The sequence below is a fragment of the Streptomyces xiaopingdaonensis genome (genome assembly GCF_000262345.1).
GTDB lineage: Bacteria > Actinomycetota > Actinomycetes > Streptomycetales > Streptomycetaceae > Streptomyces > Streptomyces xiaopingdaonensis.
The window spans coordinates 42,908-66,453 of the sequence record NZ_AJTQ01000276.1 but is presented as its reverse complement, the minus strand read 5'-3'; the positions used below and the strand labels follow the sequence as shown (position 1 = coordinate 66,453).

At 71.8% G+C, this 23,546-nt stretch carries 18 protein-coding genes; 6 read left to right on the top strand and 12 right to left on the bottom strand.

The window, feature by feature from the left end:
- The first annotated feature begins 47 nt into the window (after positions 1 to 47).
- Genes UWG_RS0122005 through UWG_RS0121995 form a run of 3 tightly spaced genes read left to right on the top strand, consistent with a single transcriptional unit; the run spans position 48 to position 3,693 of the window.
- A complete protein-coding gene (locus tag UWG_RS0122005; protein ID WP_016909364.1) occupies positions 48 to 581 on the top strand; it encodes a 2Fe-2S iron-sulfur cluster-binding protein in 534 nt (177 codons plus the stop codon).
- Entirely contained in the window at positions 578 to 1,570 is a 993-nt protein-coding gene (locus tag UWG_RS0122000) for an FAD binding domain-containing protein (RefSeq protein ID WP_016909363.1), read from the top strand. Before UWG_RS0122005 ends, UWG_RS0122000 begins: the two co-directional genes overlap by 4 nt.
- Positions 1,567 to 3,693 carry a xanthine dehydrogenase family protein molybdopterin-binding subunit gene (locus UWG_RS0121995; RefSeq protein WP_016909362.1) on the top strand — a complete coding sequence of 709 codons (2,127 nt, stop codon included), beginning with the start codon at positions 1,567 to 1,569 and terminating at the stop codon, positions 3,691 to 3,693. The genes UWG_RS0122000 and UWG_RS0121995 overlap by 4 nt, the downstream gene beginning before the upstream one ends.
- A gap of 465 nt (positions 3,694 to 4,158) precedes the next feature.
- Here UWG_RS0121995 and UWG_RS30725 read toward each other — a convergent pair whose 3' ends face one another.
- The gene (locus UWG_RS30725; RefSeq protein ID WP_016909361.1) at positions 4,159 to 4,386 is read right to left on the bottom strand and encodes a DUF6480 family protein; all 228 of its coding nucleotides are present in this window, start codon (positions 4,384 to 4,386) and stop codon (positions 4,159 to 4,161) included.
- A 201-nt stretch (positions 4,387 to 4,587) separates the two neighbouring features.
- Between UWG_RS30725 and UWG_RS0121990 the strand changes: the two genes are divergently transcribed.
- Positions 4,588 to 5,337: a VOC family protein gene (locus tag UWG_RS0121990; protein ID WP_157838582.1), complete on the top strand. Its 750-nt coding sequence runs from the start codon at positions 4,588 to 4,590 to the stop codon at positions 5,335 to 5,337.
- A gap of 262 nt (positions 5,338 to 5,599) precedes the next feature.
- Here UWG_RS0121990 and UWG_RS0121980 read toward each other — a convergent pair whose 3' ends face one another.
- The 4 genes from UWG_RS0121980 to UWG_RS0121965 form a co-directional block, all read right to left on the bottom strand.
- Complete coding sequence (locus UWG_RS0121980) at positions 5,600 to 7,006, bottom strand: NADP-dependent succinic semialdehyde dehydrogenase (RefSeq protein ID WP_016909359.1); 1,407 nt, start codon at positions 7,004 to 7,006, stop codon at positions 5,600 to 5,602.
- A gap of 92 nt (positions 7,007 to 7,098) precedes the next feature.
- Positions 7,099 to 7,437, bottom strand: coding sequence for a hypothetical protein (locus UWG_RS0121975; RefSeq protein ID WP_016909358.1), 339 nt, complete (start codon positions 7,435 to 7,437; stop codon positions 7,099 to 7,101).
- 137 nt (positions 7,438 to 7,574) lie between these two features.
- Positions 7,575 to 8,327, bottom strand: coding sequence for a VanZ family protein (locus tag UWG_RS30720; RefSeq protein WP_337459939.1), 753 nt, complete (start codon positions 8,325 to 8,327; stop codon positions 7,575 to 7,577).
- Positions 8,328 to 8,563: 236 nt separating this feature from the next.
- Complete coding sequence (locus tag UWG_RS0121965; RefSeq protein WP_016909356.1) at positions 8,564 to 9,601, bottom strand: LLM class flavin-dependent oxidoreductase; 1,038 nt, start codon at positions 9,599 to 9,601, stop codon at positions 8,564 to 8,566.
- An 82-nt stretch (positions 9,602 to 9,683) separates the two neighbouring features.
- Between UWG_RS0121965 and UWG_RS0121960 the strand changes: the two genes are divergently transcribed.
- Positions 9,684 to 10,367, top strand: a complete 684-nt coding sequence (locus UWG_RS0121960; RefSeq protein ID WP_016909355.1) for a TetR/AcrR family transcriptional regulator — start codon at positions 9,684 to 9,686, stop codon at positions 10,365 to 10,367.
- A gap of 823 nt (positions 10,368 to 11,190) precedes the next feature.
- Here the strand turns inward: UWG_RS0121960 and UWG_RS0121955 are convergent.
- The gene (locus UWG_RS0121955) at positions 11,191 to 14,229 is read right to left on the bottom strand and encodes an AfsR/SARP family transcriptional regulator (protein WP_016909354.1); all 3,039 of its coding nucleotides are present in this window, start codon (positions 14,227 to 14,229) and stop codon (positions 11,191 to 11,193) included.
- 445 nt (positions 14,230 to 14,674) lie between these two features.
- Here UWG_RS0121955 and UWG_RS0121950 point away from each other — a divergent pair, with 445 nt between their 5' ends.
- Positions 14,675 to 16,870: a tetratricopeptide repeat protein gene (locus UWG_RS0121950; protein WP_016909353.1), complete on the top strand. Its 2,196-nt coding sequence runs from the start codon at positions 14,675 to 14,677 to the stop codon at positions 16,868 to 16,870.
- Here UWG_RS0121950 and UWG_RS0121945 read toward each other — a convergent pair.
- From UWG_RS0121945 to UWG_RS0121920, 6 genes are all read right to left on the bottom strand, one after another.
- Complete coding sequence (locus UWG_RS0121945; RefSeq protein ID WP_029391666.1) at positions 16,810 to 17,427, bottom strand: hypothetical protein; 618 nt, start codon at positions 17,425 to 17,427, stop codon at positions 16,810 to 16,812. The genes UWG_RS0121950 and UWG_RS0121945 overlap by 61 nt on opposite strands.
- Positions 17,406 to 18,590, bottom strand: coding sequence for a hypothetical protein (locus UWG_RS0121940; RefSeq protein WP_016909352.1), 1,185 nt, complete (start codon positions 18,588 to 18,590; stop codon positions 17,406 to 17,408). Before UWG_RS0121940 ends, UWG_RS0121945 begins: the two co-directional genes overlap by 22 nt.
- Positions 18,591 to 18,751: 161 nt before the next feature.
- Positions 18,752 to 19,408, bottom strand: a complete 657-nt coding sequence (locus UWG_RS0121935) for an HhH-GDP family DNA glycosylase (RefSeq protein WP_016909351.1) — start codon at positions 19,406 to 19,408, stop codon at positions 18,752 to 18,754.
- Positions 19,409 to 19,570: 162 nt separating this feature from the next.
- A complete protein-coding gene (locus UWG_RS0121930) occupies positions 19,571 to 20,194 on the bottom strand; it encodes a nucleotidyltransferase domain-containing protein (protein WP_029391665.1) in 624 nt (207 codons plus the stop codon).
- A 69-nt stretch (positions 20,195 to 20,263) separates the two neighbouring features.
- On the bottom strand, positions 20,264 to 20,701 hold the full coding sequence (locus UWG_RS0121925) for a protein-tyrosine phosphatase family protein (protein ID WP_016909349.1): 438 nt from the start codon (positions 20,699 to 20,701) through the stop codon (positions 20,264 to 20,266).
- 95 nt (positions 20,702 to 20,796) lie between these two features.
- On the bottom strand, positions 20,797 to 23,415 hold the full coding sequence (locus tag UWG_RS0121920) for a glycoside hydrolase family 2 (protein WP_016909348.1): 2,619 nt from the start codon (positions 23,413 to 23,415) through the stop codon (positions 20,797 to 20,799).
- Between the last annotated feature and the right edge of the window lie 131 nt (positions 23,416 to 23,546).

The window sequence follows — 23,546 nt, the reverse complement described above, 5'->3', positions numbered from 1 at the left end:
ACCGCACCTGGTTTGCGCCACGGCCGTGCGCGGGTAGCGGCAGCCGAATGGATGCCCACGTCACGCTGCGGGTGGACGGCGAGGAACGCTCGTTGACCGTCGACACCCGCACGAGCCTGCTCGACGCCCTCCGCGACCGACTCGGCGTCACCTCCCCCAAGAAGGGCTGCGATCACGGCCAGTGCGGCTCGTGCACCGTGCTCCTCGACGGGCGACGTGTCGTCAGCTGCCTCGCCCTCACCGTCTCGCACGACGGAGCCGAGGTCACCACCGCCGCGGGACTGCCAGGTCCCGACGGCCGACTCCACCCGCTCCAACAGGCGTTCTGGGACCACGACGCCTTCCAGTGCGGCTACTGCACACCCGGCCAAATCTGCTCGGCCGCCGGCATGCTCGAGGAAGCGGACGCCGGCAGACCGAGCCACGCGACGGCCGACCTCGACCCCGCGGCCCGTACCCCGCTCACCGACGACGAGATCCGGGAGCGGATGAGCGGCAACATCTGCCGTTGCGGCGCGTACGTCAACATCGTCGCCGCGATCCGCGAAGTCGGCGACGTCAGCGAGGTGACCGAACGGTGAAACCCTTCGCCTACGAACGTGCAGGCTCCGTACGCGCCGCCGTCACCGCGGCCGTCGACGACCCGGGGGCCGTCTTCCTCGGCGGCGGCACCAACCTCGTCGACCACCTCCGGCTCGGCATCACCCACCCGGGGCGGCTCATCGACGTGAGCCGGCTGCCGCTGGAGGACGTCGAGGAACTGCCCGACGGCGGCCTGCGGATCGGTGCCACCCTCCGGAACAGCGATCTCGCCGCCCACCCTCTCGTCCGCACCCGCTTCCCCGTCCTCTCCCGTGCGCTGCTCGCCGGCGCCTCGGGACAGCTCCGCAACGCCGCCACCACGGCGGGCAACCTCCTCCAGCGCACCCGGTGCCGCTACTTCCAGGACCCCACCACCCCGTGCAACAAGCGCGATCCAGGCAGCGGTTGCTCAGCGCTCACCGGCTACACCCGGCAGCACGCGGTGTTCGGCGCCTCCGAGGAGTGCATCGCCGTGCACCCCTCCGACATGGCGGTGGCAGCCGCCGCGCTCGACGCCGTCGTCGTCACCACGGGCCCCGAGGGCGAGCGGCGCATCCCCGTCACCGAGCTGCTGCGGCTGCCGGGCGACGAGCCGCAGCGCGACAACACCCTGCTCCACGGGGAGCTCATCACGGCGCTCGAGGTGCCGCCCCTGCCGGCCGGGGCACGCTCGGGGTACCGGAAGGTGCGGGATCGCGCCTCGTTCGCGTTCGCGCTCGTCTCCGTCGCCGCCGTCGTCGAGACGGAGGGCGGCACGGTGCGGTGGGCGCGGATCGCGCTCGGCGGCGTGGCGCACAAGCCGTGGCGTGCGACCCGCGCGGAGGACGCGCTCGCCGGCGCGCCCGCGACGGAGGAGAGCTTCCGACGCGCCGCCGAGGCCGAACTCGCCGCCGCCGAGCCCCTCTCCGGCAACGCCTTCAAGGTGCCGATGGCCCGCAGAACGCTCACCGCCGTGCTGAGCGACCTGACCGCAGAGGAGCCGCAGTGACCGAGACCGAACAGCCGCCGCCCCTCGCCGCGCACGCCGTCGGCGTCCCCACCCGCAGGCTCGACGGACCCGCGAAGGTCAGCGGCACCGCCCCCTACGCGTGGGAGCACCGGCTTCCCGAACCGGTGTACGTCCACGCCGTCCAGGCCGGCATCGCGCGGGGGCGCATCGTCCGCGTCGACACCGCGGCGGCGGAGGCCGTCGACGGTGTGCTCACCGTCCTCTCCCACCGCACGGCCCCCCGCCTCGCCGACACCTCCGACCACGAACTCGCCATCCTCCAGGGCCCCGAGGTCGGGTTCCGCGGGCAGATCGTCGGCGCGGTGCTCGCCGAGACGCCGGAGGCCGCGCGGTACGCGGCGTCCCTCGTCCGGTTCGCGTACGAGGAGGAGCCGCACCACACCGAGCTGCGCGACGACAGCCCGGACACCTACACACCGGCGAAGGTCAACCCCTCGTTCCCCTCGGACACGGAGCAGGGCGACCCCGAGGCGGCCCTCAAGGAAGCCGCGTGCACGATCGACGCGACCTACCGAACCCCGATGCAGTTCAACAATCCGATGGAACCGCACACCACCGTCGCGATCTGGGAGGAGGGCGACCCGGAGGACCCGTCGGCCTCGCCGCTCCTCACCCTCTACGACTCGACGCAGGGCTCCCACACCGTACGCACGACGCTCGCCCCCGTCCTCGGCCTCGGCGCCGAACGCGTCCGGGTCATCTCACCGCACGTCGGCGGCGGGTTCGGTTCCAAGGGGATGCCGCACGCGCACGACGTCCTCGCCTGCCTCGCCGCCAAGGTGCTCCGCGGGAGGCCGGCGAAGCTCGCGCTCACCCGGCAGCAGCTCTTCTCCCTCGCCGGCCACCGCACCCCCACGGTGCAGCGCGTCCGGCTCGGCGCCGAGCCCGGCGGACAGCTCACGGCGATCAGCCACGAGGTGCTCGAACACACCTCCCGCGTCAAGGAGTTCGCCGAGCAGTCCGCCGTCGCGACGCGCATGATGTACGCCTCGCCGAACCGCCGGACCTCGCACCGGCTCGCGGCCCTCGACGTACCCGTCCCCTCGTGGATGCGGGCGCCGGGCGAGACGCCGGGGATGTACGCGGCCGAGGTCGCGATGGACGAACTCGCCGAGGCCCTCGGCCTCGACCCGATCGAGCTCCGCAAGCGCAACGACCCCACCCAGGAGCCCGAGACCGGCAAGCCCTGGTCGTCGCGGCACCTCGTCGAGTGCCTCACCACCGGTGCACGGCGCTTCGGTTGGGACCAGCGCACCGCACCGGGGGCACGACGCGAGGGGGAGTGGCTCGTCGGACTCGGCGTCGCTTCCTCGACGTACCCCGGCTACGCCATGCCCGGCTCCGAAGTGGAGATCGTCCACCGCGGCTCCTCGCGTTACACGGTGCGCATCGGCGCCGCCGACCTCGGCACCGGGACCTGGACGGTCCTCAGCCAGATCGCCGCCGACGGACTGGGCGTCGCAGCCGAGGACGTACGCATGGAGATCGGCGACACCGCCTACCCCATGGCCACGGTCGCCGGCGGCTCCTCCGGCGTCTCGTCCTGGGGCTCGTCGCTCCTCAACGCGGTGCGCGCGTTCCGCGACCAGTACGGGGACGAGCCCGAGGCGGGCGCCCGCGTCCGCGCGGGCTACCCGGAGAACCCCGCGCGCGAGCGGTACGCCGTGCACTCTTTCGGTGCGCACTTCGCCGAGGCACGGGTGAACGCGGTCACGGGAGAGGTGCGGGTGCCGCGGATGCTCGGCGTCTTCTCCGCCGGCCGGATCATCAACCCCCTTCTGGCGCGCAGCCAGTTCATCGGCGGCATGACGATGGGCCTCTCGATGGCGCTCCACGAGGAGGGCGTCTTCGACCACACCACGGGCCACGTCGTCAACCAGGACCTCGCCGACTACCACGTGCCCGTCTGCGCCGACATCGGCGACATCGAAGCCGCCTGGCTCGACGAGGAGGACTTCGTCTCCAACCCCATGGGCTCCCGCGGCATCGGCGAGATCGGCATCGTGGGGAGCCCCTCGGCCGTCGTCAACGCCGTCTACAACGCCACCGGAATCCGGGTGCGCGAACTACCGCTGACGCCGGACAAATTGCTCGGCGAGTAGGGCCCCGCACGCCGCTGCCCGCCGGTTGGGTAGCGGCGTGCGGGCTCTCGCGGGTCTCGGCGGGGGCGCTTGCGGGGTGCGGCGGACGCGGCGGCTTTGGGACCGGGTCGGAAGGCGGTCAGAAGTTGCGTGGCCGGCTCCGGAGGGCGCGTCGGCGGCCGAGCACGCCGGCGGAGTGCTCGATGCGGCGGTGGCTGAGGTGTGCGACGGGGCTGCCGCGGTGGGGACGGGGGCTGCCGGGAGGGCAAGCCGTCCGGGTTCTGCGGGAGGAGGGCGCTGCGGCGTGCGGGTACGAAACGTGCGGGCACGGTGTTGGTTCCGCAGGCGGGGCGCCACACTCCTCCCCTCGACATGACGCCGCACGTTCAGCGGCGTGAACGGCCGGCCCGAGCGCCGCACGAGCCGAGGCGGACGCGGTGGCCGCGCGCTCTGTTGGACGGCGCGTACGCCGGTGGTTCGGGCAGGTCAGAGCTCGACGGCCCATGCCAGGAAGTAGGCGGCGAAGAAGGCGACGAGCACGCCGAGGGCGACCACGGGCCAGACCGACCAGCCCTTGGCGGGGTTGTACGTCTCCTGCGGACCGGCCCAGGCCGTACCCGCCTCGGCGGGGGGCGTCTCGCCGGGCGGGACCGTGCCTCCGCTGTCGAGCCCGGGCGTGCGGTAGGGATCTGGGTCAGGGTTGGCTGTCGTCATGGGTTCCGGGTGAACCCGAGCCCGGGCGTTACACCTAGGTCGGCCCACTCTTCGGGGATGCACGAGTGCGCTGAAGGGAGCACCCTGGTGGGGCGTGTGCGCCCCTGGCGGTACGCCGGCGCACCGATCGCAGCACCGCGGCCGCACTCCGTGTGCGGCGGAGGAGAGAGGTGGTCCGGCATCACCGGTCTCATCGAGCCCTTGTACGGCGCGCCGTGCTGGGTGAACCTGGCGACCCGCGACCTTCCGGCGGCGCGGGAGTTCTACACGGCCGTCCTCGGCTGGACGTTCCGCAGCGCGTCGCACGAGGACAACTATCTGATCGCCTTCCTCGACGACACTCCGGTCGCCGGCCTCGTCGACGCGTCGGCCGCGATCGGCGGACCGCTCGCGTGGACGCCGTACTTCGCCGTCCCCGATCTGGGCAGCGCCGCAGGGAACGCGCAGGACCGGGGCGGGATGGTGGCGGTCGGTCCGCTCGGGGTCGCGCACGGCCGGGCGGCGATCGCCGCCGATCCGCAGGGGGCGCGTTTCGGAATGTGGCAGGGGCGTGCGCCGGCGAGCTGGCACCCGCGCCACGGGGGGCCTCCGGCCCGGCTCGACCTGCACACCAGGGACGCGTTCGCGGCGGCGATGTACTACGGGGAGCTCTTCGACTGGGAGAACGAGGACTCCGAGTGCTGCTCGGTCGAGTACGAGCAGGAGACCGTCGTGGTGCGCTCGTGCCGCCACGTCATCGGCACCCTCTACAGCGGCAGCGCCGAGCAGCCTCCCGACCCGCGCGTCACGACCTGGTGGGAAGTGACGTTCTACGTCGTCGACCCCGAGGCAGCCCGTTCCGCCGCCGGCGGCGCCGGCGCGCACAGCCCCGACCGCCTCCACCCCGACGCCGCGGACGTACGGCTCACCGACCCGAGCGGGGCCCCGTTCTCCGTGCGGAAGTTGCGCTGACCCGGCGCCGGGCGCGCACGGCGGAAGTGCGGGCGTGCGCCCATGAGCAGAGGGCGCCGACACCGAAACGCGAGCCGGCGCCCGGGGGCGCGTACCGCGCGGTCGGCGACGTGTGCCGGAAGGGCGCGGACTCGGTCCGCCTCCGGTGACCGGACGCCGCCCGTCCGCGCTCCGGCGCGCACCCCACCGTCCGCACGGGATGCGCGCGTCACGAGCGCGCAGGGACGGGAGCGCGCCGGCGCGCTCCCGTCGCCGGCCGCGTTCACTGCTGACCGGAACCGGGGCCCACCCACACCGTGGTGGCGTTGCAGAACTCCTTGATCCCGTGGCCGGCGAGTTCTCTCCCGTAACCGGAGCGCTTGACGCCGCCGAACGGGAGCGCGGGGTGCGAGGCGGTCATGCCGTTGAAGTAGATGCCTCCGGCCTCCAGGTCGCGGATGAACACGGCGCGCTCGTCCTCGTCCTGCGTCCAGACGTTCGAACTCAGGCCGAACGAGGTCGCGTTGGCGAGCCGGATGGCGGCACGGAGATCCGGGACGCGATAGACGGAGGCGACGGGGCCGAACGCCTCCTCGCGGTGGATGCGCATCTCCTCCGTGACACCGGTGAGGACGGTCGGGGCGTAGAACCAGCCACGGTCGAGCCCTTGCGGGCGCCGGCCACCGCACTCGACCCGGGCCCCCTTGCCGACCGCGTCGTCGACGATCCCCGCCAGGTCGTCGCGGGCCTGTTCGCTGGAGAGCGGCCCCACGTCGGTCGACTCGTCCATCGGGTCGCCCACGGTCAACTCGCTCATCTCCGCGGTGAACCGCTGGAGGAACACGTCGTGGACGTCGGCGTGGACGAGGAACCGCTTCGCGGCGATGCACGACTGCCCGTTGTTCTGCACACGCGCGGTCACCGCGATCCGCACGGCGGCGTCGAGGTCGCCCGAGGGCATCACGATGTACGGGTCGCTGCCGCCGAGTTCGAGCACCGTCTTCTTGACCTCGTCGCCCGCGACGGCGGCGACCGAGCGCCCCGCCCCCTCGCTGCCCGTGAGGGTGGCCGCGACGACACGCGGGTCCCGCAGCACCGCCTCGATACTGCTCGAGGAGACGAGCAGCGTCTGGAAGCAGCCCTCGGGGAAGCCCGCCCGGTGGAAGAGTTCCTCCAGGTAGAGGGCGGTCTGCGGGACGTTCGAGGCGTGCTTGAGGAGCGCGGTGTTCCCTGCCATCAGCGCCGGGGCCGCGAACCTGATCACCTGCCAGAGCGGGAAGTTCCACGGCATCACCGCCAGCACGGGACCGAGCGGACGGTAGACGACGCGTGCCGCGATGGCGCCGCTGTCCTCCACGTCGGCCCGGGAGGGGTGCTCGTCGCCGAGGAGCGCCTCGGCGTGCTGTGCGTACCAGCGCATCGCCTTGACGCACTTCGACGCCTCGGCGCGGGCGGCGCCGATCGTCTTTCCCATCTCGGTGGTGAGCATCCGGGCGGTCGACTCGTTCTCCTGCTCCAGCAAGTCCGCTGCCGCGCGCATGAGTTGGGACCGCTCGGCGAAGCCCCTCAGGCGGTACTCCTCGAAGGCGGACGCGGCGGCGGCGATCCTGCGCCCCGTCTCCTCGGGCGTGAGCGGGTCGTACGTCCTGAGCGTCTCGCCGGTTGCGGGGTTGACCGTCGCGATGGCCATGGTCCGGTTCTCCTTCGCGGTGCGTGCCCGCAGGGCGCTGCCGCGCTACCGCACGGCGGGCGTGCGACGGTGGCGCAGGGGGCGCGCGCGGGTCAGTCGTCGTAGCGGGTGGGCGGGTACGGACGGCGGTCGCGGCGGCTCCGGAGCTGATCGGGGTCGAGTTCCCCTTTTTTCAACTCCACCTCGACCTCCGTGCGTTCGTCCCGGTACTCCTGGGAATCGCGCAGACCGGCGTGCGCCTCCTCGCCCGGGCTGCGCTCCTCGTCGCCCGTCGCCGGCGGCACCTCTTCCGGGTCGTAGTCGTCCACGCCGCTCTCGACCCGCTCTGACTCCGTGAGCCTCGCCAGCTCGTCGTCGTCGGGGTGCGACGGCATGCCGGCGCCGGCGCGCGCACGGTTGTCGTGGGAGCGGTTCGGCTTGTGCTTGGACATCGTGGCTCCTCGGTTCGGAGGCGTTGCGCGCGCAGAGGCACGGCCGCCGCGGCGCTGCCCAACCCAAGGAACACCTCGGCGTTGCCCGCGGCAAAGCGGGCGGGGCCAACCGGGCGTCGGAGACGTTCGCGTGCGGCTCAGGCCGGCGTCGACCGGCTCCTCGTCCTCTCATGGCCGGGCTTCGAGCCCTTCGGGGGGTGCACGGCGCGCCCGAGACGCCGGCCGACGAGCAGGTAGCCGAGGAGCGCGCCGGCGCTGTTGAGGATCGCGTCGTCGACGTCGAAGGCGCGACCGGTGAGGAGGGTGCCCTGGACGAGTTCGACGAGCAGCATCATGGCGGCGGTGAGCAGCGAGACGCGCACGGCACCGCGGACACGCGGCGCCAACACCGGCAGGAGCAGCCCGAACGGGACGGCGAGGAGCAGGTTGCCGCCCAACTGCCGGAAGGCGTCGCGGGTTCGCGGCTGCCCGAGGTAGTCGCGGATCGAGTCGCCGGGGTGGAGGTTGTTGTGCGTGAGGGGTTCGGCGGCGTCGGAAGGCTGCAACGTGAGCCGGGAGAGCACCGCCGCGAAGGCGACCATCGCCGCGAACGCCGTCGCCACTGCGAGCAGCCGCAGGGCCCCCGCAGGGCGCGCCTGCCCCGTCCTCCGCCGTGCTTCTGCCTGCCGGGCATGGGCCCACCCCCGGTGCTCCGGTTCGCGGTGCGCCGACCGTCGTGTACGCCGTTTACCCGCGGCGGGGAGGCGCATGCGGCCGTTGTCGGCGTAGGCGTATGGGTGGAGATCGACGGAGACGGAGGTGGCGCCGGACACGGTGAGCCCGAACTCCGGTAGGTGCACCGCGGATTGGTCCCCGGACTCGCCCAGGTGCGGAAGCAGCCATCCGCCCATGCACGCGTCCACGAGGCACAACGTGCCGCTCTCCGCTGCGAGTCGGCGCTCTCGGGCGCGGGGTCGAGGACGTCGTGCGGATAGCTCGGCGCCGAGGCGGCGACGAGCACCGTCTCCGGGCCATGGCCGAGGTCGTCGCCAACGTGGCTCTCTCCGCCGCGGGTTGGTGGAGCGGCGGCTGCGCGGCCATCGGGGCCGTACACGCTGCACGCCGCGCTCACCATGGGGCGGGGTCGTCAGGCGTCGGCCGCTCTGGGCTCCAACTCGAAGGTGTCGGCGATGAGTTCGTACGAGCGCTGCCGGTCGGACGGGGAGGCGATGAGGTCCTGGAGGACGAAGCCGTCCGCGCCGACCTCCTCGGCCATCGCCTCCAGCATCTCCCGCAGCCGGGCGGGGGCCGCGGAGAACTGCCGAGGCCACTCGCCCGGGACGTACTCGGTCGGCTCGGGAACGCCGCCGAGCTCGGAGACGGCGGCTCCGGGAAGGGGCATGCCGTCGCCGAACTCGCCGCGGGAGAGGCGCTGGTAGAAGAGTTCGACGCTTGCCCGCAGGCGGGCCGCCGCCTCCTCGGTCTCCGCACAGGAGACGTTGATCCCCACCATGGCGCGCGGCGCCTGCAGGCCCGTGCGGAACGGCGAGGGCGTGAAGGCGCGACGGTAGGCGTCGAGCGCGGTCCTGACGGCGCGGGGGTTGATGAACGCGGCGAAGCAGTAGGGAAGTCCGAGCTCACCCGCGGCGGCGGCGCTCGACGGGGTGGAGCCGAGCACCCACGGCTCCGGGTTGCCCTGGACCCCCGGCATCACCGGTACGTCGGCGAAGGGGTGGCGGTCGGGCCAGGAGCCGTCGAACCAGGTGAGCACCTCGACGATCTGGCTGCCGTAGTCCTCGTACCTGGCCAGTTCGGAGCGTTCGCGCTGGAGGGCGAGATCGACCGCGGGCATGCCGTTGGCGCGTCCGATGCCGAGGTCGATGCGGCCGGGGAACATGCTGTGCAGCAGGCGGAACGTCTCTGCGATGCGGAAGGCGCTGTGATGGTTGAGGAGGACGGTGCCGGAGCCGACGCGGATGCCGGTGGTGAGCGAGGCGACGCGCGCGATCATGACCTCGGGGCTGCTGCTCGCGTTGAGCCGCCCGGCCCCGTGGTGCTCGGCCAGCCAGTACCGCGCGTACCCCAACCGGTCGGCGAGGACGGCGAGTTCGCCGGTGGCACGGAGCGCATCCACCGCCGTCCCGCCCTCGGTCACCTGCGAGGTGTCGACGATCGAAAGCTCCACTGCCCTCTGCCTCCCGTTCGAAGCGGAGCACCTGCTCCGGTGGGCGACGCTAGCACGCACGCCCGTTCGGTAGCGTGGACGGGTGCCCGCACCCTCGAAGAACACCGAAGCGCACGGCGGCTCCCGGCGCCCGGCGCCCCCGCACCGCAGCGACGCGGCGCGCAACCGCCGGCGACTCCTCACCGCAGCCGCCGAACTCCTCGCCGCCCACGGCACCGGCGTCGACGTGCGGGAGATAGCCCGGGCCGCGGGCGTCGGCATGGGCACCCTCTACCGCCACTTCCCCACCAAGGAGCAACTCCTCGACACCGCCCTGGAATCGGCGTTCGCCGAGTGGGCGGCGGAGGCACGTGCGGCCTTCACCGACGATCCGTGGGCCGACCTCGCCCGGTTCCTCGACGACGCCCTGGCCCGCCAGCACCGTCACCGCGGCCTCCTCGACGGTTACGCGGCCCCGTCGCCCGGGAGCCCCGTCGACGCGGGCACGGCACCGGGCCTCGAAGACGGCCCGCCCGCCGCCCACTGCCGGAACCTGCTGCGCCCCGTCGTGGCCGAACTCGTCGAGCGGGCCAAGGCGTCGGGGCGGCTCCGTCCCGACGCCGACGTCGACGACGTCTCGCACCTCCTGCTCTCCCTCGGCACGCTCACCCGGCTGGGGCCGGACGCCTGGCGGCGCCCGCTGCGGGTGGTGCTCGACGGGCTCGACGAGCGGAACCCGGACGGGCTTCCGCAACGGGGCGAGGGGAGTGGGGAGTTGGGCGGCTGAGGAGCGTCGCTCGCTGAGGACTTTCCTGTGCCGGGCGGCTTGCGGGTGAGCGAGACCCCGCCCACCTTTCGCCAAGTCGCTGCCGTTCGGGTCGGATGCACTCGGGCCACGCGGAGTGAGAGGGAGTGCCCTTCCACCGCCGTCGGCTATGGACGCCCCCGGCGCCTCTCATGCCCCGCGCCTCGAACTGACCCGGTGTTTCGTCGGCACAACAGCAACAGGCGTGAACGGAACTTCTCCGTAGTTGCGTTGGGCCCGTACTCTGCCGAGTGACCGGCGCGGACCACCGGTGCGCCGCCGTTCCCGCACGCGTCCGCTCCACGCCGACACCGACCCCGGCACGCGGCGACGCACGCGTCAACCTGACGCACGCATGACGGACGCGCCTGATCCACTGAGGACTGGCGGGAACGTGACTGTGGGCCGGGACCGTCACGCCGTGACCGAGCGGTCGGCTCTCCCGGTATGCTCCACAAGTGGCTTCACGTAGTGAAGGTGCGACCCCGAGGTAACGGCCACCCGGGATCGCACCGTCGAGACCCTTACCCTCAGTAAGGGATGCAAACCAACGGTATCAGGATGTCCGCCGAGGATGCCGGGTCCGGGAGATGTACCACCTTTGCCCACTTTCTCTTGCAGGTTCAAGTCATGCAGGGGCAACGAAGGGCGGTGCAGGTGCAACCACCGTGCTCGTCGCGCGGAAGCAGCAAATCACAGCCGCCCGTGCGGCGCACGGAGTTAGATCAACAACTTCGGTCACACGCCCAAGAGTTGACAGCGAGAGCTCGGCCTTCGGTACCGTAAGGTCCGAGCAGTCGCCGCGTCAGACCCCGCTGGACCCCAGCGAATCGGCCACTCGCGCCATGTCCGCCTCGATCTCGGCGACCTGGGTGCTCGACCCGATCTCGAACGCGAGGTCGCGCGCCTCCTCGAGGTGGCTGCGTGCGCGCGCTCCGAGGCCGGCGGCCGACTCGGCGGTGCCCAGGCGGTGGAGTGCCTCGGCCTCTTCGTTCCGCACGTGGAGCCGGTGTGCGAGAGCCCGGACCGCCTCGAAGTGGTCGACCGCCTCTTGAGGGCGGTCCGTGAGCAGGAGGGACCTGCCGATGCCGAGCTGCGCGATGATCTCCGTCCGGCGGTCGCCCACGCGCCGTAGGACGGGCAACGCGGCGCGGTAGAGCTCGTCGGCCTCCTCCAACCGCCCGGACTCCAGGCACAGGTTACCGAGGTTCGTCTTCAACACCGCGGACTTGCCGGGGTTTTGTACGGCGGCGGGTCGCTCCATCGCCTCGCGGTAGTGCTCTTCGGCCTGCGCGAAGTTCCCCGACTTCCGCTCCACCTCCGAGAGGTTGTTGAGTGCGGCGAATTCTCCGCGATTGTCATGTACGCCCCTGAAACGGGCGAGAGCTGCCAGGAAGTAGGTCCGTGCCTCTCCTGGGCGGCCGAGGGCCAGGCTCAGCATGCCCAACATGTTGAGGCTGCGGGCCTGTTGGAGTGGATCGTCCTCGCGCATACGGACGCGCAGAACAGCCTGTTGATTCTCGGCAGCCGACTGGTACTCGGCGGTGTGCCAGAAGGTGATGGAGAGTTGGTGCAGTGCTTCGACCTCCACGCCGCGCGTGGTCTGCGGGTGCTGACGGGCGAGGCGGAGTGCCTCTCGCGCCGCGTTGGCGGCCTCCTCGTAGTGGGATGTCTCGTTCTCGAAGGCGGCGAGGTCCAGCAGGGCGAAAGCTCGGAGTGCGTCGTCGCCGGTTCTGCGCCAGTGGCTCACTGCCCGGGACAGCGTCGCGCCCGCCCAGATCAGGTCCTCGCTGCTGTGGAGGGAATCCGCCAGCGTGTGCGTGAGAACGGCGAACTCGTGGTGCTGGTCCGTGTTCCACAGGTGCTCGAGGACCGCCGACAGATTCGGCCTTTCGAGGCGGAGCCAGTCCTCGCATGCTCCCTCCGCCGTCGGTGGGGCGGATTTCTCCGCCGTGAATCGTGCACGGTGTGGGAAGCTCCGACGGTCCGCTGCGTCGGCGTGAGCCGTGTAGTGCACCACGAGGCGGTGCAGGGCCGCGCTGTTCTCTTCGTCCTTCTCGGCGCCGAGGGCCCTGGCGTACTCGCGCAGCAGGTCGTGAAAGCGATAACGGTGTGGGGAGGGCTCCGTGAGCAGGTGCGAGGTGAGCAACTCTTCGAGCACCCGCTCGGTGGCGCGTATGGAAAGGCCCGTGAGGGCGGCGGCGGCCTCGTCGTCGAACTCCGAACCCGGGTGGAGGGCGAGGCGCCGGAAGGCCAGCTGCTGCGTAGCGGTGAGGGACCGGTAGCTGACCGCGAAGACGGTGGACAACTCGCGTTCGGCGTCGTGCAGTTCGGGCAGGCGCGAGTCGCTCCGGTGCAGGAGGCGAAGGAGGTCGGAGGGCGTCCACGACGGTCTGGCGAGGAGACGGTTGGCAGCGATGTCGAGAGCCAGTGGGAGCCTCCCGCAGGTGCGCGCCAGCTCCACCGCCTCGCGCCGTTCGGGGACGCGGTCACCGAGGAACTTCGTCAGCAGGGCGACGGCGTCGTCCTCGGAGAGCTCGTCGAGGGCGAGGGCGCGCACCCCGGAAAGCCCCGTGAGCCGGCACCTGCTGGTGATCAACACGAGGGCGGGGGAGGACGACCCGGGAAGGAGCGGACGCAGCTGCTCGGTGCCTGCGGCATCGTCGAGCACGGCCACGAACCTTCTGTCCTGCACAGTCGTCCGCCATAGCGCTACGAGGGCCTCGAGTTCCGTGGGGAGCACGGCGGGGCCGACGCCCAGGAGGTGGAGCAGCTCGGTCAGGCTCTCGACGGGCGTCATCGGGGCGCGTTCGGAAGAGTTGCCGCGCAGGTCGACGAAGAGCCTTCCTTCCGGGAAACTCTCCCGCAACAGGTGTGCGACGTGCACGGCGAGTGCGGTCTTCCCCGACCCGGGCATGCCCGTGATCGTCGCCACGCCGCTCGGTCCGCCGGAGTGCGCGTGCGCCGAGGTGAGTCGCAGCACCTCCTCCTCGCGTCCCGTCCAGAGGGCGTCGGGTGGCAGGTTGTCGGGGCCCGGAGCGCGCGGCGAACTCCTCTCCGAAACAGGAAAGTTGAGAAGAAGGCCGGCGGGTGTGCCGTTGAGGATTCCCTCGTGCACGCGACGCAGCTCCGCGCCAGGGGAGCGGCCTGCGACGGCGTGCAGTCGCTTGGTGGTGCGTTGCAGCAGGTGGCTGGCCTCCTCTGTGCGGCCCGCACCGTGCAGCGCCAGCGCGTACTGGCACGTCAACTCCTCGTTTTCCGGCGGCTGTTCCACCATGGGCCGGAGGGCGGTGACGGCTTCCGCGTAGCGCCGCTGGCGTAGGGCCGTCCGCGTGCGCAACAGCACGGCGGCGAGCCTGTGTTCGCCGACCTCCTTGCGGATCTCTTCCGGCCAGGCGCCCGCCAGCCCGGAGAGGGGATCACCCGTCCACAGGGAGGTCGCGGTGTCGAAAAGGGACAGGCCCTCGGCTGTGCTGCCCGCCTCGACGAGACCGCGTGCGCGGTCGAGCAGACCGAGGTAGCGCTTCACATCCACGGCTTCGGGGTCGACGCGGAAGATGTAGTTGCCGTTTTTGCGGACGAGCCACTCGTGCGCGTCCGCTATCCCGAGTTCCTTCATCCTGGACCGAATGCGGGAGGCATACACCTGGAGGTCCTTCCGCGGGTCCTGGGGGAGTTCGCCCTCTCCCCACAGGCGATCGACGAGTCTGTCGTCGCTCACCGCGCGTCCGGCCGACCATGCCAGGGAGGCGAGGACCAACCGCTCCTTGGTGGAACCGAGTTCGGCGGTACGGCCGTCCGCGCTCAGTTCGACCGTGCCCAGTAGCTGTATCCATAGCTCCACCAGCGACCTCCCGCCGGTTCGGGATGTGCAGCAAGCGGAGCCCCTCCGGGGCTCTCGACGGTCAGGTCACTGTTCTCCGCCCAGTGACCTGACGAGCATGCAATTCTTATGTGGATGAACGATTGTGGTCGAGAATTGACCGACTGGGTAGAGGATGAGGCTTAGCGGGTACTCGGCCTGTGATGTTCCGGGTACGCCAGCCGACACTCGTCCGGCCGGCCGAGGGGGCGTGAGCTGAAGCGTGCGGGACAAGAGTGGCCTCGAGAGCCGGTTGCGCAAAGCCCTCTTCCACGCGTCGATCGACCCCGGAGCGTGGGCGGAGCTGGAGCGGCGGCTTCGGGAGCGCGCCGCGAGCACCGGCTCCGTGGTCGATGACGACCCTTTGTGTGCACCTTGGTACCTCCGGGCGTCGACACGTGAAGAAGGGGCAAGGGCAGCAGCGGAGTTGGCGCGTCTGGCAGCGGCGGACGACGGCATCCGGCGCCTGGTGGAAAGGTGGCTCGGCGGTGTGGAGAGCGACGATCGACGCGTTGACGCAGCCCCAACGGACGCCGTCAATACCGTCTCGGGCGCCGACCGCATCGCAGGACCGGTCGTACAGGCCGCCGGCGATATCTCCGGCGGTGTGCACTTCCACTTGGCAGGTGGCACGGATCGGACCGACTCGCCGAACCAACTCCCGGCCCCACGGGGTCACTTCGTCGACCGGGCGCAGGACGAGCTGACACTCGACGCCTTTCGCGAGGAGGGAAGGCAGCAGGCGCAGACGATCGTGGTCACCGGGCTCGCCGGAGTGGGAAAGACGGCACTCACCGTCCGTTGGCTCCAGGAGCACCGGGCCGAGTTCCCCGATGGCCTGCTCCACGCCGACCTCAAAGGACACGCGAGCGGCACCGGACCGCGCAGCCCCGGCAGCGTCCTCGACCACTTGCTGCGCTCGATGGGCGTGACCGACCCGCCTGCCCACGACGACGAACGCGCGCTGCTGTGGCGGTCGTCCACGCAACGGCTGCGCCTTGCCGTACTGGCGGACGACGCGTTGAGCGCCGCGCAGGTACGCCCGCTGCTCCCCACCGGCGCCGGAAGCCTGCTCGTCGCGACGAGCAGGAACAACCTGAGCGGACTGTTGGTGGACGGCGCTCGACTGCACCGACTCGGTCCCCTCGACGACACGGCCTCGCTGGCGCTGCTCGCTTCCGGCGCGGGCTCGCGCATCGGCGAGGACCCCGAGGGAGCGCGGCAGGTCGTACGCCTCTGCGCGCGTCTGCCTCTGGCGCTTTGCCTTGCGTCGGCCCAACTCGCCGTGCGCCCGCGCCGCCCCGTTGGAGCGCTCGCCACCGCGCTCGCCGCAGGTAAAGGGCCGTTGCACACCCTGCGGGTGGACGGCGAGCCGACGGTCGGTGCTGCATTGGAGGAGAGTTACCGGGCACTGCCGGACGATGTCGCCCGTGCCTACCGGCAACTCGGCCTGCTCCCCGCGACGTCTTACGACCGCACGTTGCTCGACGCCGTCCTGGGCGTCGAGCGCACCGAACGCGCGGTGCGGACACTGGAGGAGAGCAACCTGTTGGAGGACGACGGACCGGAAGGGCACCGGTTCCACGATCTGGTGCAGGCGCACGCACGCCAGCGCGGTGAGGCGGAGGAAAGCCCCGAGTCCGAGGCGGAGACGGTAGGACGTTACGTCGACTGGTGCCTGGTGAACGCGACGGCGGCAGAAGCGGTGCTCACCCCGAGCCATTGCAGAATCAGCCGCACCTACTGCCAACCCGCGCCGCCGGCCATCGTGTTCGCCGGGCAGGCGGAAGCCCTCGAATGGCTCGCAGGCCACCGGTACGAGTTGGAAGCGGCCGTGCGGTACTGCGCCACCGAAGGGTGGGACCGGGCGTGCTGGCAGCTGGTGGACGCCATGTGGCCGCTCTTCCTGCGGCTGCGTCCGACCGAGTGGTGGGTCGAGGCACACGAACTGGGCTGGGCCGCGGCTCGGAGGGTTGGGGCCACCTTGGGCGAGTCGCGCATGCTGACGTCGGGGGCGGCGGGCCTGCGCAATGCGGGCCGCCATCGCGAGGCGGGCGAGTGGTTCGGGGCGGCGCTGCGCCAGGCGGTGCGCGACGGCGATGTCCGACAGCAGTCGCAGGCGCTCAACGGTTTGGGCAACGCGCACCTCGCCCTGGGCGAACTTCCCGCGGCACAAGACCACTTCACTCGGGCACTGGCGTTGCGGCAGGACATCGGATACCGACGCGGGGTGGCTCTCTCCCGGGTGTGCCTGGGGAAGACCGCCCTCGGAGCAGGCGACCCGGAGAGCGCCGTGGACCACCTCCGCCGGGCACGCTCAGAGCTGCTGGAGGAGGCCGACGCGTACGACGCGGCACGGGCGCAGGCGTTCCTGGGCCGTGCCCTGCACGAGGCCGGTCGCCACAAGGCGGGGGACGAGCAACTCCGGCATGCGGCGGCGGAGTTCGACGCCGCCGGCGCAGCCCACTGGTACGCCCGCGCCTGGGAGTTCCTGGCAGACGGCGCACGTAGCGGCGGCGAGCGCACCGAGGCACGCCGCCGCTACGCCCGGGCACGGACGCTCTACGAGCCGCTCAGTCCCGCGGACGTCGGACGCATCGAGGAGCAGATGCGCCACCTGTGAAAGGAGCGCCCGTGCGCCTCGTCCCTTGCTGCCCCCTGCGAGGAACTGCCCCAGGGGAAGCGGACATCGACGCCGACTCGATGCAGCAGGCCGAGGGAGGCCCCCGCCACGAGCCAGGCATGGACAAAAGAGCCCAGGACGGCTGCGTGCGGCGGGCCCACGGCCTCCAGTCCACCGCCTCCGCGCACGCGCACAGCCGTCCGCCCTTCGGCGTTGCCGGCGGCGGCGACGAGGCAGCCCGGGTATCGCCGCAGCCACAGTTCCGCGCGAGCGCCGAGACGGGCGTGGGAGGGGCTCAAGATGGCGCTCAACACGTCTGCGCAGCAGGCGAGTTCGGGCTCTCCCTCGACCGCGTGCAGGTGCACTTCACTGCCCCGCCGTATCGTGTCGACGGCAGGTGCGCGGACTTCCGCCGACCTTGCCCCGAAGGGCTGTGCGACGAGCGTGGTCCGGAACGTGGCGCTCCCACCGGCGACGTCGGTCCAGGACACCCGGACGAGGCCCGCACGCCTTGCCGTCGTGAGCCCGGCGCCCGTCATGACCATCCACCCTGCCATGCGACGCTCTCCAGCGCCGGCGGGTCCGGCAGCGGAGGTACCGGAGGCGGACAGGCCGGTTCTCCGAGGCCCAGCATCCGGTAGATCAGTGCGCGCATGCGCTGATGGAAGCCACCGGGTACCGACGTCAGCGCCTCGGCGACCAGGCGGTACTGCCCGGGCCGGAAGTTCTCGACCGTGTACCTCACCTGCTCGCGAAGCGGCCGCAGCGGAGTAAGGCTCGGGGCACCGCTCGCCAGCAGCGCGGCCGGTGACCCGCCCACGATCTCGCGGTGTGGTACGTGCGTCAGCAGGACGGGGACGTCGGCGGACGCGGCGTACGCGGTCAACGACCCGTGGTCGCCGACGAGCAGGTCAGAGGCGAGGAGGAGCGCCTCCCAGTCCGTCTCGGGCGGCAGGAGCGCGACGCCGTGCCGTACGCACTCCTCCAGCCAGGAGCGGACGTGCCAACTTCCGTGCGCAGCCCAGACGTTGGGATGCAGCAGCACGGCGACCCGGTGTCCTTCCGTCGCGAGCTGCTTCAGCAGTTGCGGAAGGAGGGCGTGGAGACCGCCGAAGAAGGACGTGCGTCCCCAGGTCGAGCTGAAGAGCAGGAGGCTCTCGTCGTCGGAGACCCCGAGCGCCCGGCGGAACCTGCTTCGACCGGCCGAGTGCGCCGTGAGGCGGTCGATGCTGGGGTCCCCCACCACCTCGGCGACGGGAACCGCCTCCGGGCAACTCCGTCGGAGTTCCTCCAAGTCTCGCTGGTGTGAGAGCGCGACGGACGCCGGGAGCAACCGGCCGCCGCGCATGAGGCGGCTCCGGCTGAGCATCCCCGGCGGCCTGCGCCCCGGCGCCTCGGCGCCCGGCACCTCCACCCCGGTACGCAGCGGTTTGCTGTGCCCGGCGCCGTGCGCGAGCCGGAGCAGCGGTGCCTTGATCTGCTCGGTGCCTCGGGTGCCCGCCGCGACCGCGAGGTCGAAAGGTGCCTGGACCGCCTCGTGCCACGGCAGCAGCGGGAGCCCGAGGCGCCGCAGGTACCTCTTGGTGCCTTCCCCGAACGGGTGGGGCGGAACGGTGAACGAGACCTGGACTCGGAGGTCCCCGCGAAGGAGAGGGGAGATCTCGCGCATCCGCTTGGCATACGTCATCGTGGACGCGACGACGAGAACGTGCTTGCACACCGGTACGGTGAGTAACTGTCCACGTTGGACCGAGGCTGGTGTGAAATGCCTGCCTGGTGCAGACATGTGTCCCCCTGAGAAGCTCGGTTGTCTGTCTTCTCAGGTCTTGCCCGACGGGCCCGGCAGAGGCGTTGCAGTCGGCCTGCAGAGACCTTGCACAGTCACGCCGCGGTCCGCACGTCCTCCGCGATCTCCTTGCTGAGCGCCGAGCGGACGAGGGCGGCGGCGAGGCGGACGGTGGTCTCGGGGTCGCCGCCTGCCAGGTCCGCGAGGTGGGAGGGGGAGCGGGGGAGGTCCAGGCGTGCCGCGCCGTCGAGGGTCTTGCGGTCGAGGTAGGGGGAGAACTCGGGCCAGACGCCCTGGACTTCGCGGAGGAAGATGTCGGCGCCGACGGGGCCGATGCCGGGGAAGTCGGTGAGGAGTGCCCGTGCTTCGGAGGTGTTGCCGTCGGCCCGGTGGCGGAGGCGGCGCAGGTCGCCGTGGTACTCGTCGAGGAGCAAGCGGGCCGCGTTGCCGAGGGTGGTGGCGGTCGACTCGTCGTAGCGGCGGTAGTGGCCCTCGACGAGAGCGTCGACCCGCTGCTGCCACGTGGCGTCGCACATGCGGCGGGGACCGGTCATCCCCGCGTGGCTGATCGCCGCGGCGGCCGCGATGGCGACCCCGGAGGTGATCGGGGCGCTGAGCAGCGTGGAGAGGACGAGGAGGCGGTAGAGGGGGGAAGGTGTGTCGCGGAGGGTGATGTCCGCTTCCTCCGCGTACGTCGTGCCGTGCCGCTCCAGGAGCGTCCGTACGGTGGCCGCTTCTCGGTTGCGTGCCATGGCCAGCCTCGCAATCCGGCCCGCGTCCCCGCAGCCGTTCCCCGGGTCGACGCGCGGCCTGCGGGCCGGGTTCCCTGCGTTGCGCGGGGAATGCGTCTCGCCGATGCCGGTGGCGCCGGAGGTGGAGGCCGAAGGCGGGGACGGCCTCGCCCGCGGCGGACCTCACAACCGCGGCGGCACCTGGAGCCGGCAGATCCACGGGTGCGCGCCGTGGGTGCGTGTCAGGGCGTCGACGAGCCAGAGGCGCCGGCGGTCGGTGAGCGCGGGCAGGACGGCGGCGAGGTCCTCCTCGTCCTTCGGGCGTGCGTCCTTCGCCTTGTAGTAGAGCTGGACTTCGGGCGCGAGGTAGGGGATCCCCTCGGGGGAGAGCGCGCCGAGCTCGGTGAGTGACCTGCGTACGGTGGCGTCGCGGCGGGAGTACCACTCCTCGCCGTCCGACTCGTCGACCATCAGCTGGATGCGCCAGGGGGTGTAGGGGCCGGGCCGGCACCACACGTCGTGCACTCCGGGGGGCAGCGGTTCGCCCGTGAGCCAGGGGCGCAGGCTGCCGGGCGGGTCCGCGGCCCACCACTCCCAGCCGGTGAGGGCGTGCTGGGCTCGCAGGTGGTCGCGTCTGAGGAGCAGGACGTCGATGTCCACGTGGCTGCGCACCCGCCGACCCAGCGCGAGTTCGATCGCGAATCCGCCCGCGATCCACCACGGGGCGTCGAGGTCGCCGAAGAGTTCGGCCACGTCGGTGGGTTGGGCCGGCTCCCACCTTCCGAAGGGGGCGCGGGTCTCGGTCATGCCCGCCATTGTGCGGGGTGGCGCGGTCGACCGGCGCCGGGCGCGGACGGCCGGCGGGTCGCCGTGTCCTCAGCCGGCGCGTGCGGGGAAGCGGCGGACGTACCGGTGCTGCCACGGCGTCTCGACCGCTCGGCGGTGGTAGTGGCGGCGGACGTGGCCGACGGCCTCCTCGGGCGGAATGCCGTCGAGAACGGCGAGGCAGGCGAGGGCCGTGCCCGTCCGGCCTCGGCCGCCGCCGCAGGCGACCTCGACGCGTCCGCCGGCGCAACGCTCCCACGCGTCACGGAACGCGTCCTCCGCCTCGGCGCGGTCGGACGGCAGCCGGAAGTCCGGCCAGCGGAGCCAGCGCGCCTCCCAGGCGAAGGCGGGCGGCGGGCTGCCGAGGAGGTACAGCCCGAAGTCGGGGCGTGCGCCCTCGGGTTCGGAGTGTCTCAGCCCCCTGCCGCGGAGGAGCCGGCCGGAGGGGAGGCGCAGGATGCCCGGCGCCTCGGGGTCCCAGGTGTCCATGGTGCGAGGCTACGTCGCACGCGGCGACGTGCGCGCCCCGGCCGCTGTTCCGGTGCGGCCGGGGCGGGTATCGGCGGGTCAGCGCCGCGTCGTCGTCATTCGTCGCACCGGAGCGTTCCGTTGTGCACGCCGTCGATGAGCGCTTCGTGCGCCTCCCTGAGACGGTCGGTGTCGGCCTTGTTCACCTTCCGGTCGTAGGTGAGGATGCCGTTCAACTCCCCTTCCAGGTCGGTGATCTGCGTGTAGACGGCACCGCTGCTGCCGCGGCACGCGGCGAGTTGCTCGACCTCGCGCAGCCGGGCGAGGTACTCGTCGGTGTACTTCTCCTTCTCGACACCCACGTAGGTGTGCCGCACGGGCCAACTGTGCCCCGGCACCGCGAGGCCGAGCCCTCCGTACTCGCCGCTGACGAGGGCGCGTCGGCCGTCCGCGTCCGGGAGTTCGGCCTCCGGGTAGCCGTGCGCGTCGGAGATGTCGCCGTTGCCACCGTCGACGGCGCCGCAGCAGTTGTGCCCGCTCATGTTGTTGACGAGGCGAGTGGGGTCCAGCTCCTTGGCGAGGTCGGCGATACGGGCCTGGTCGTACTGGCCCCAACCCTCGTTGAACGTCACCCACATCACGATCGAGGGGTGGCTGTCGTGCTGCGCGATCATCGCCTTCAGCTCCTCCTCGAACTGCGCGCGGGCCGCGTCGTCGGGCTCGTGCGGCATCGACGGCATGTCCTGCCAGACGAGCAGTCCCAGCCGGTCGGCGTGGTAGAACCAGCGGTCTGGCTCCACCTTGATGTGCTTGCGCACCGAGTTGAAGCCCATGTCCTTGTGGGCCTCGAGGTCGTAGGCGAGAGCCTCGTCGGTCGGCGGGGTGTGGAGGCCGTCGGGCCAGTAGCCCTGGTCGAGCGTGGCCATCGAGAAGACGGGCGCGTCGTTGAGCACCATGCGCTGCTCCCCGTCGACCTCCTTCACCTCGATCGTGCGCATCCCGAAGTAGCTCTCCACCCGGTCGGCGCCCTCCCCCTCGCCGACGGTGACGCGGAGCGTGTACAGGTGCGGGTCGTCGGGGGACCAGAGGCGGGGCTCGGGTACGGGCACCGCGAACGGGTCGCTGCCCGAGCCGGTGGCGCGGCCGACCTCCTCGTCGCCTTCGTAGGCGACCGCGGTCACGGGGACGCCGTCGCCGACGCCGCGTGCCGCGACGGTGACCTGCTCCTCGTCGACGTCGGGCGTGGTCTTCACGTCGGTGGTGTGCTCCTCGGCGACGGGCTCCATCCAGACCGTCTGCCAGATCCCGGAGGACGGCGTGTACCAGATGCCCTCGGGCGAGACGCGCTGCTTGCCGGCCGGCGGGTTCTCGCCGCCGTCCTTGTCGGCCGGGTCGTAGACGCCGACGACGAGTTCCTGCGTGCCGCCCTCGCGGAGCGCGTCCGTGACGTCGGCGGTGAACCTGTCGTAGCCGCCCTTGTGCCGGGCGACGCGTTCGCCGTTGACGTAGACGACCGCCTGCCAGTCGACGGCGTCGAAGTTGAGGCGGAGCCGCTTGCCCGAGCCGACCTCCCAGCCCTCCGGGACCTCGAACGAGCGCTTGTACCACATGCGTTCCTCGTGGCGCTCGACACCGGAGAGCTGCGACTCGACGGGGTAGGGGACGAGGATCTCCTCGTCGAGTTCGTTCTCCGGACCGACCGGCGGCTCCTCGCCCGCCTCGGCGCCGGCGAACTGCCAGGTGCCGTTGAGGTTGCGCCACTCGTCGCGCTTGAGCTGCGGGCGCGGGTACTCGGGGAGCGCGTTGTCCGGGCCGACCTCGTCGGCCCAGTCGGTCCGCAGTTGGTGGGTCGAGTTGTTGGCGCCCGAGGTCCAGAACGCGGAGACGGGTTCGCCGTCGGCTCCGGTGAGGCCGCCCTCGCCGTCGTACTTCACGTCGGCCGTGCCGCCCTGGCCCACCACGGGCTCGTCGAGCGCGACGAGGAGTTTCGTCGGTTCCTCCGGGTCCGAACTCGCTTCGCCCAGCGGCCAGTCGGTGCCGCCGATCTCGGCCGAGAAGTGCTCGGCGAACTCGGGGCCCGGCGCCTCGACGCCCTGCGGGAACCCCAACTCCAGTATCTTTCCCGACTCTTGGACCTGCACCTCGGTGGGTCCGTCGTAGGCGAAGCCCTCGGGCACGGTGAGCGCGGACTGGGGCACGGCGGTCTGCTCTTCGCCCGGCTGCGTCCAGTCGAGGTGGAGGTTGGCGCCGCCCACCTGGTTGAAGTACTCGACCTTGAGTTCGTGCTCCTGGCCGGCGCGCAACTCGACCGGTTCGGAGGTCTGTTCCTCGTCCCAGTCGGGCACCCAGTGGTCGATCGCCAACTCGTCGTCGATCCACAGCCGGAAGCCGTTGTCGCCCGTGAGGTGGAAAGTGTGGGCGCCGGTCTTCTCCGGGGCGAGGGTGCCGGTCCAGCGGACGCTCGTGTGGTCGGAGCGCCCGGCGCGCTCGGTGAGGCGCGGGACGAGGTCGGCGAAGTCCAGGGAAGGGTCGAAGGCGGTGGTGCGGAGTTCGCCGAAGTCGAAGGCGTCGGGCTCCGATTGGGTCCAGTACTCGGCCTTCAGACCGTGGGCGGCGGGAGGCGAATCCTTCGGACGCTGCTCGGCGGCGGAGGATGCGGGGCCTGTGCCGAGCGCGAGGGCGAGGAGTGCGAGGACGGTGGTGACAGCCGCCGTCCAGGTACGTGCGCGTCTCACGGTACCTCCGAGGGGAGGGGGGGAGTCGGGCGGTCGCAGTGCTGCCCCGGGTGCGGTCCGTCTCGTATAACGTGAGAAAAACAGGGGCAGTTGGCATCTCAGCACGCCTCCCGTGCCGTGTCCAGGTCCAT

Bases quoted from the DNA above. Each gene is read 5' to 3' on its own strand.
- UWG_RS0122005 (WP_016909364.1), top strand. From the start codon at position 48: ATGGATGCCCACGTCACGCTGCGGGTGGACGGCGAGGAACGCTCGTTG.
- UWG_RS30725 (WP_016909361.1), bottom strand. From the start codon at position 4,386: ATGACGACAGCCAACCCTGACCCAGATCCCTACCGCACGCCCGGGCTC.
- UWG_RS0121980 (WP_016909359.1), bottom strand. From the start codon at position 7,006: ATGGCCATCGCGACGGTCAACCCCGCAACCGGCGAGACGCTCAGGACG.
- UWG_RS0121975 (WP_016909358.1), bottom strand. From the start codon at position 7,437: ATGTCCAAGCACAAGCCGAACCGCTCCCACGACAACCGTGCGCGCGCC.
- UWG_RS30720 (WP_337459939.1), bottom strand. From the start codon at position 8,327: ATGGGCGGATGGCTGCTTCCGCACCTGGGCGAGTCCGGGGACCAATCC.
- UWG_RS0121945 (WP_029391666.1), bottom strand. From the start codon at position 17,427: ATGGCAGGGTGGATGGTCATGACGGGCGCCGGGCTCACGACGGCAAGG.
- UWG_RS0121935 (WP_016909351.1), bottom strand. From the start codon at position 19,408: ATGGCACGCAACCGAGAAGCGGCCACCGTACGGACGCTCCTGGAGCGG.
- UWG_RS0121930 (WP_029391665.1), bottom strand. From the start codon at position 20,194: ATGACCGAGACCCGCGCCCCCTTCGGAAGGTGGGAGCCGGCCCAACCC.
- UWG_RS0121925 (WP_016909349.1), bottom strand. From the start codon at position 20,701: ATGGACACCTGGGACCCCGAGGCGCCGGGCATCCTGCGCCTCCCCTCC.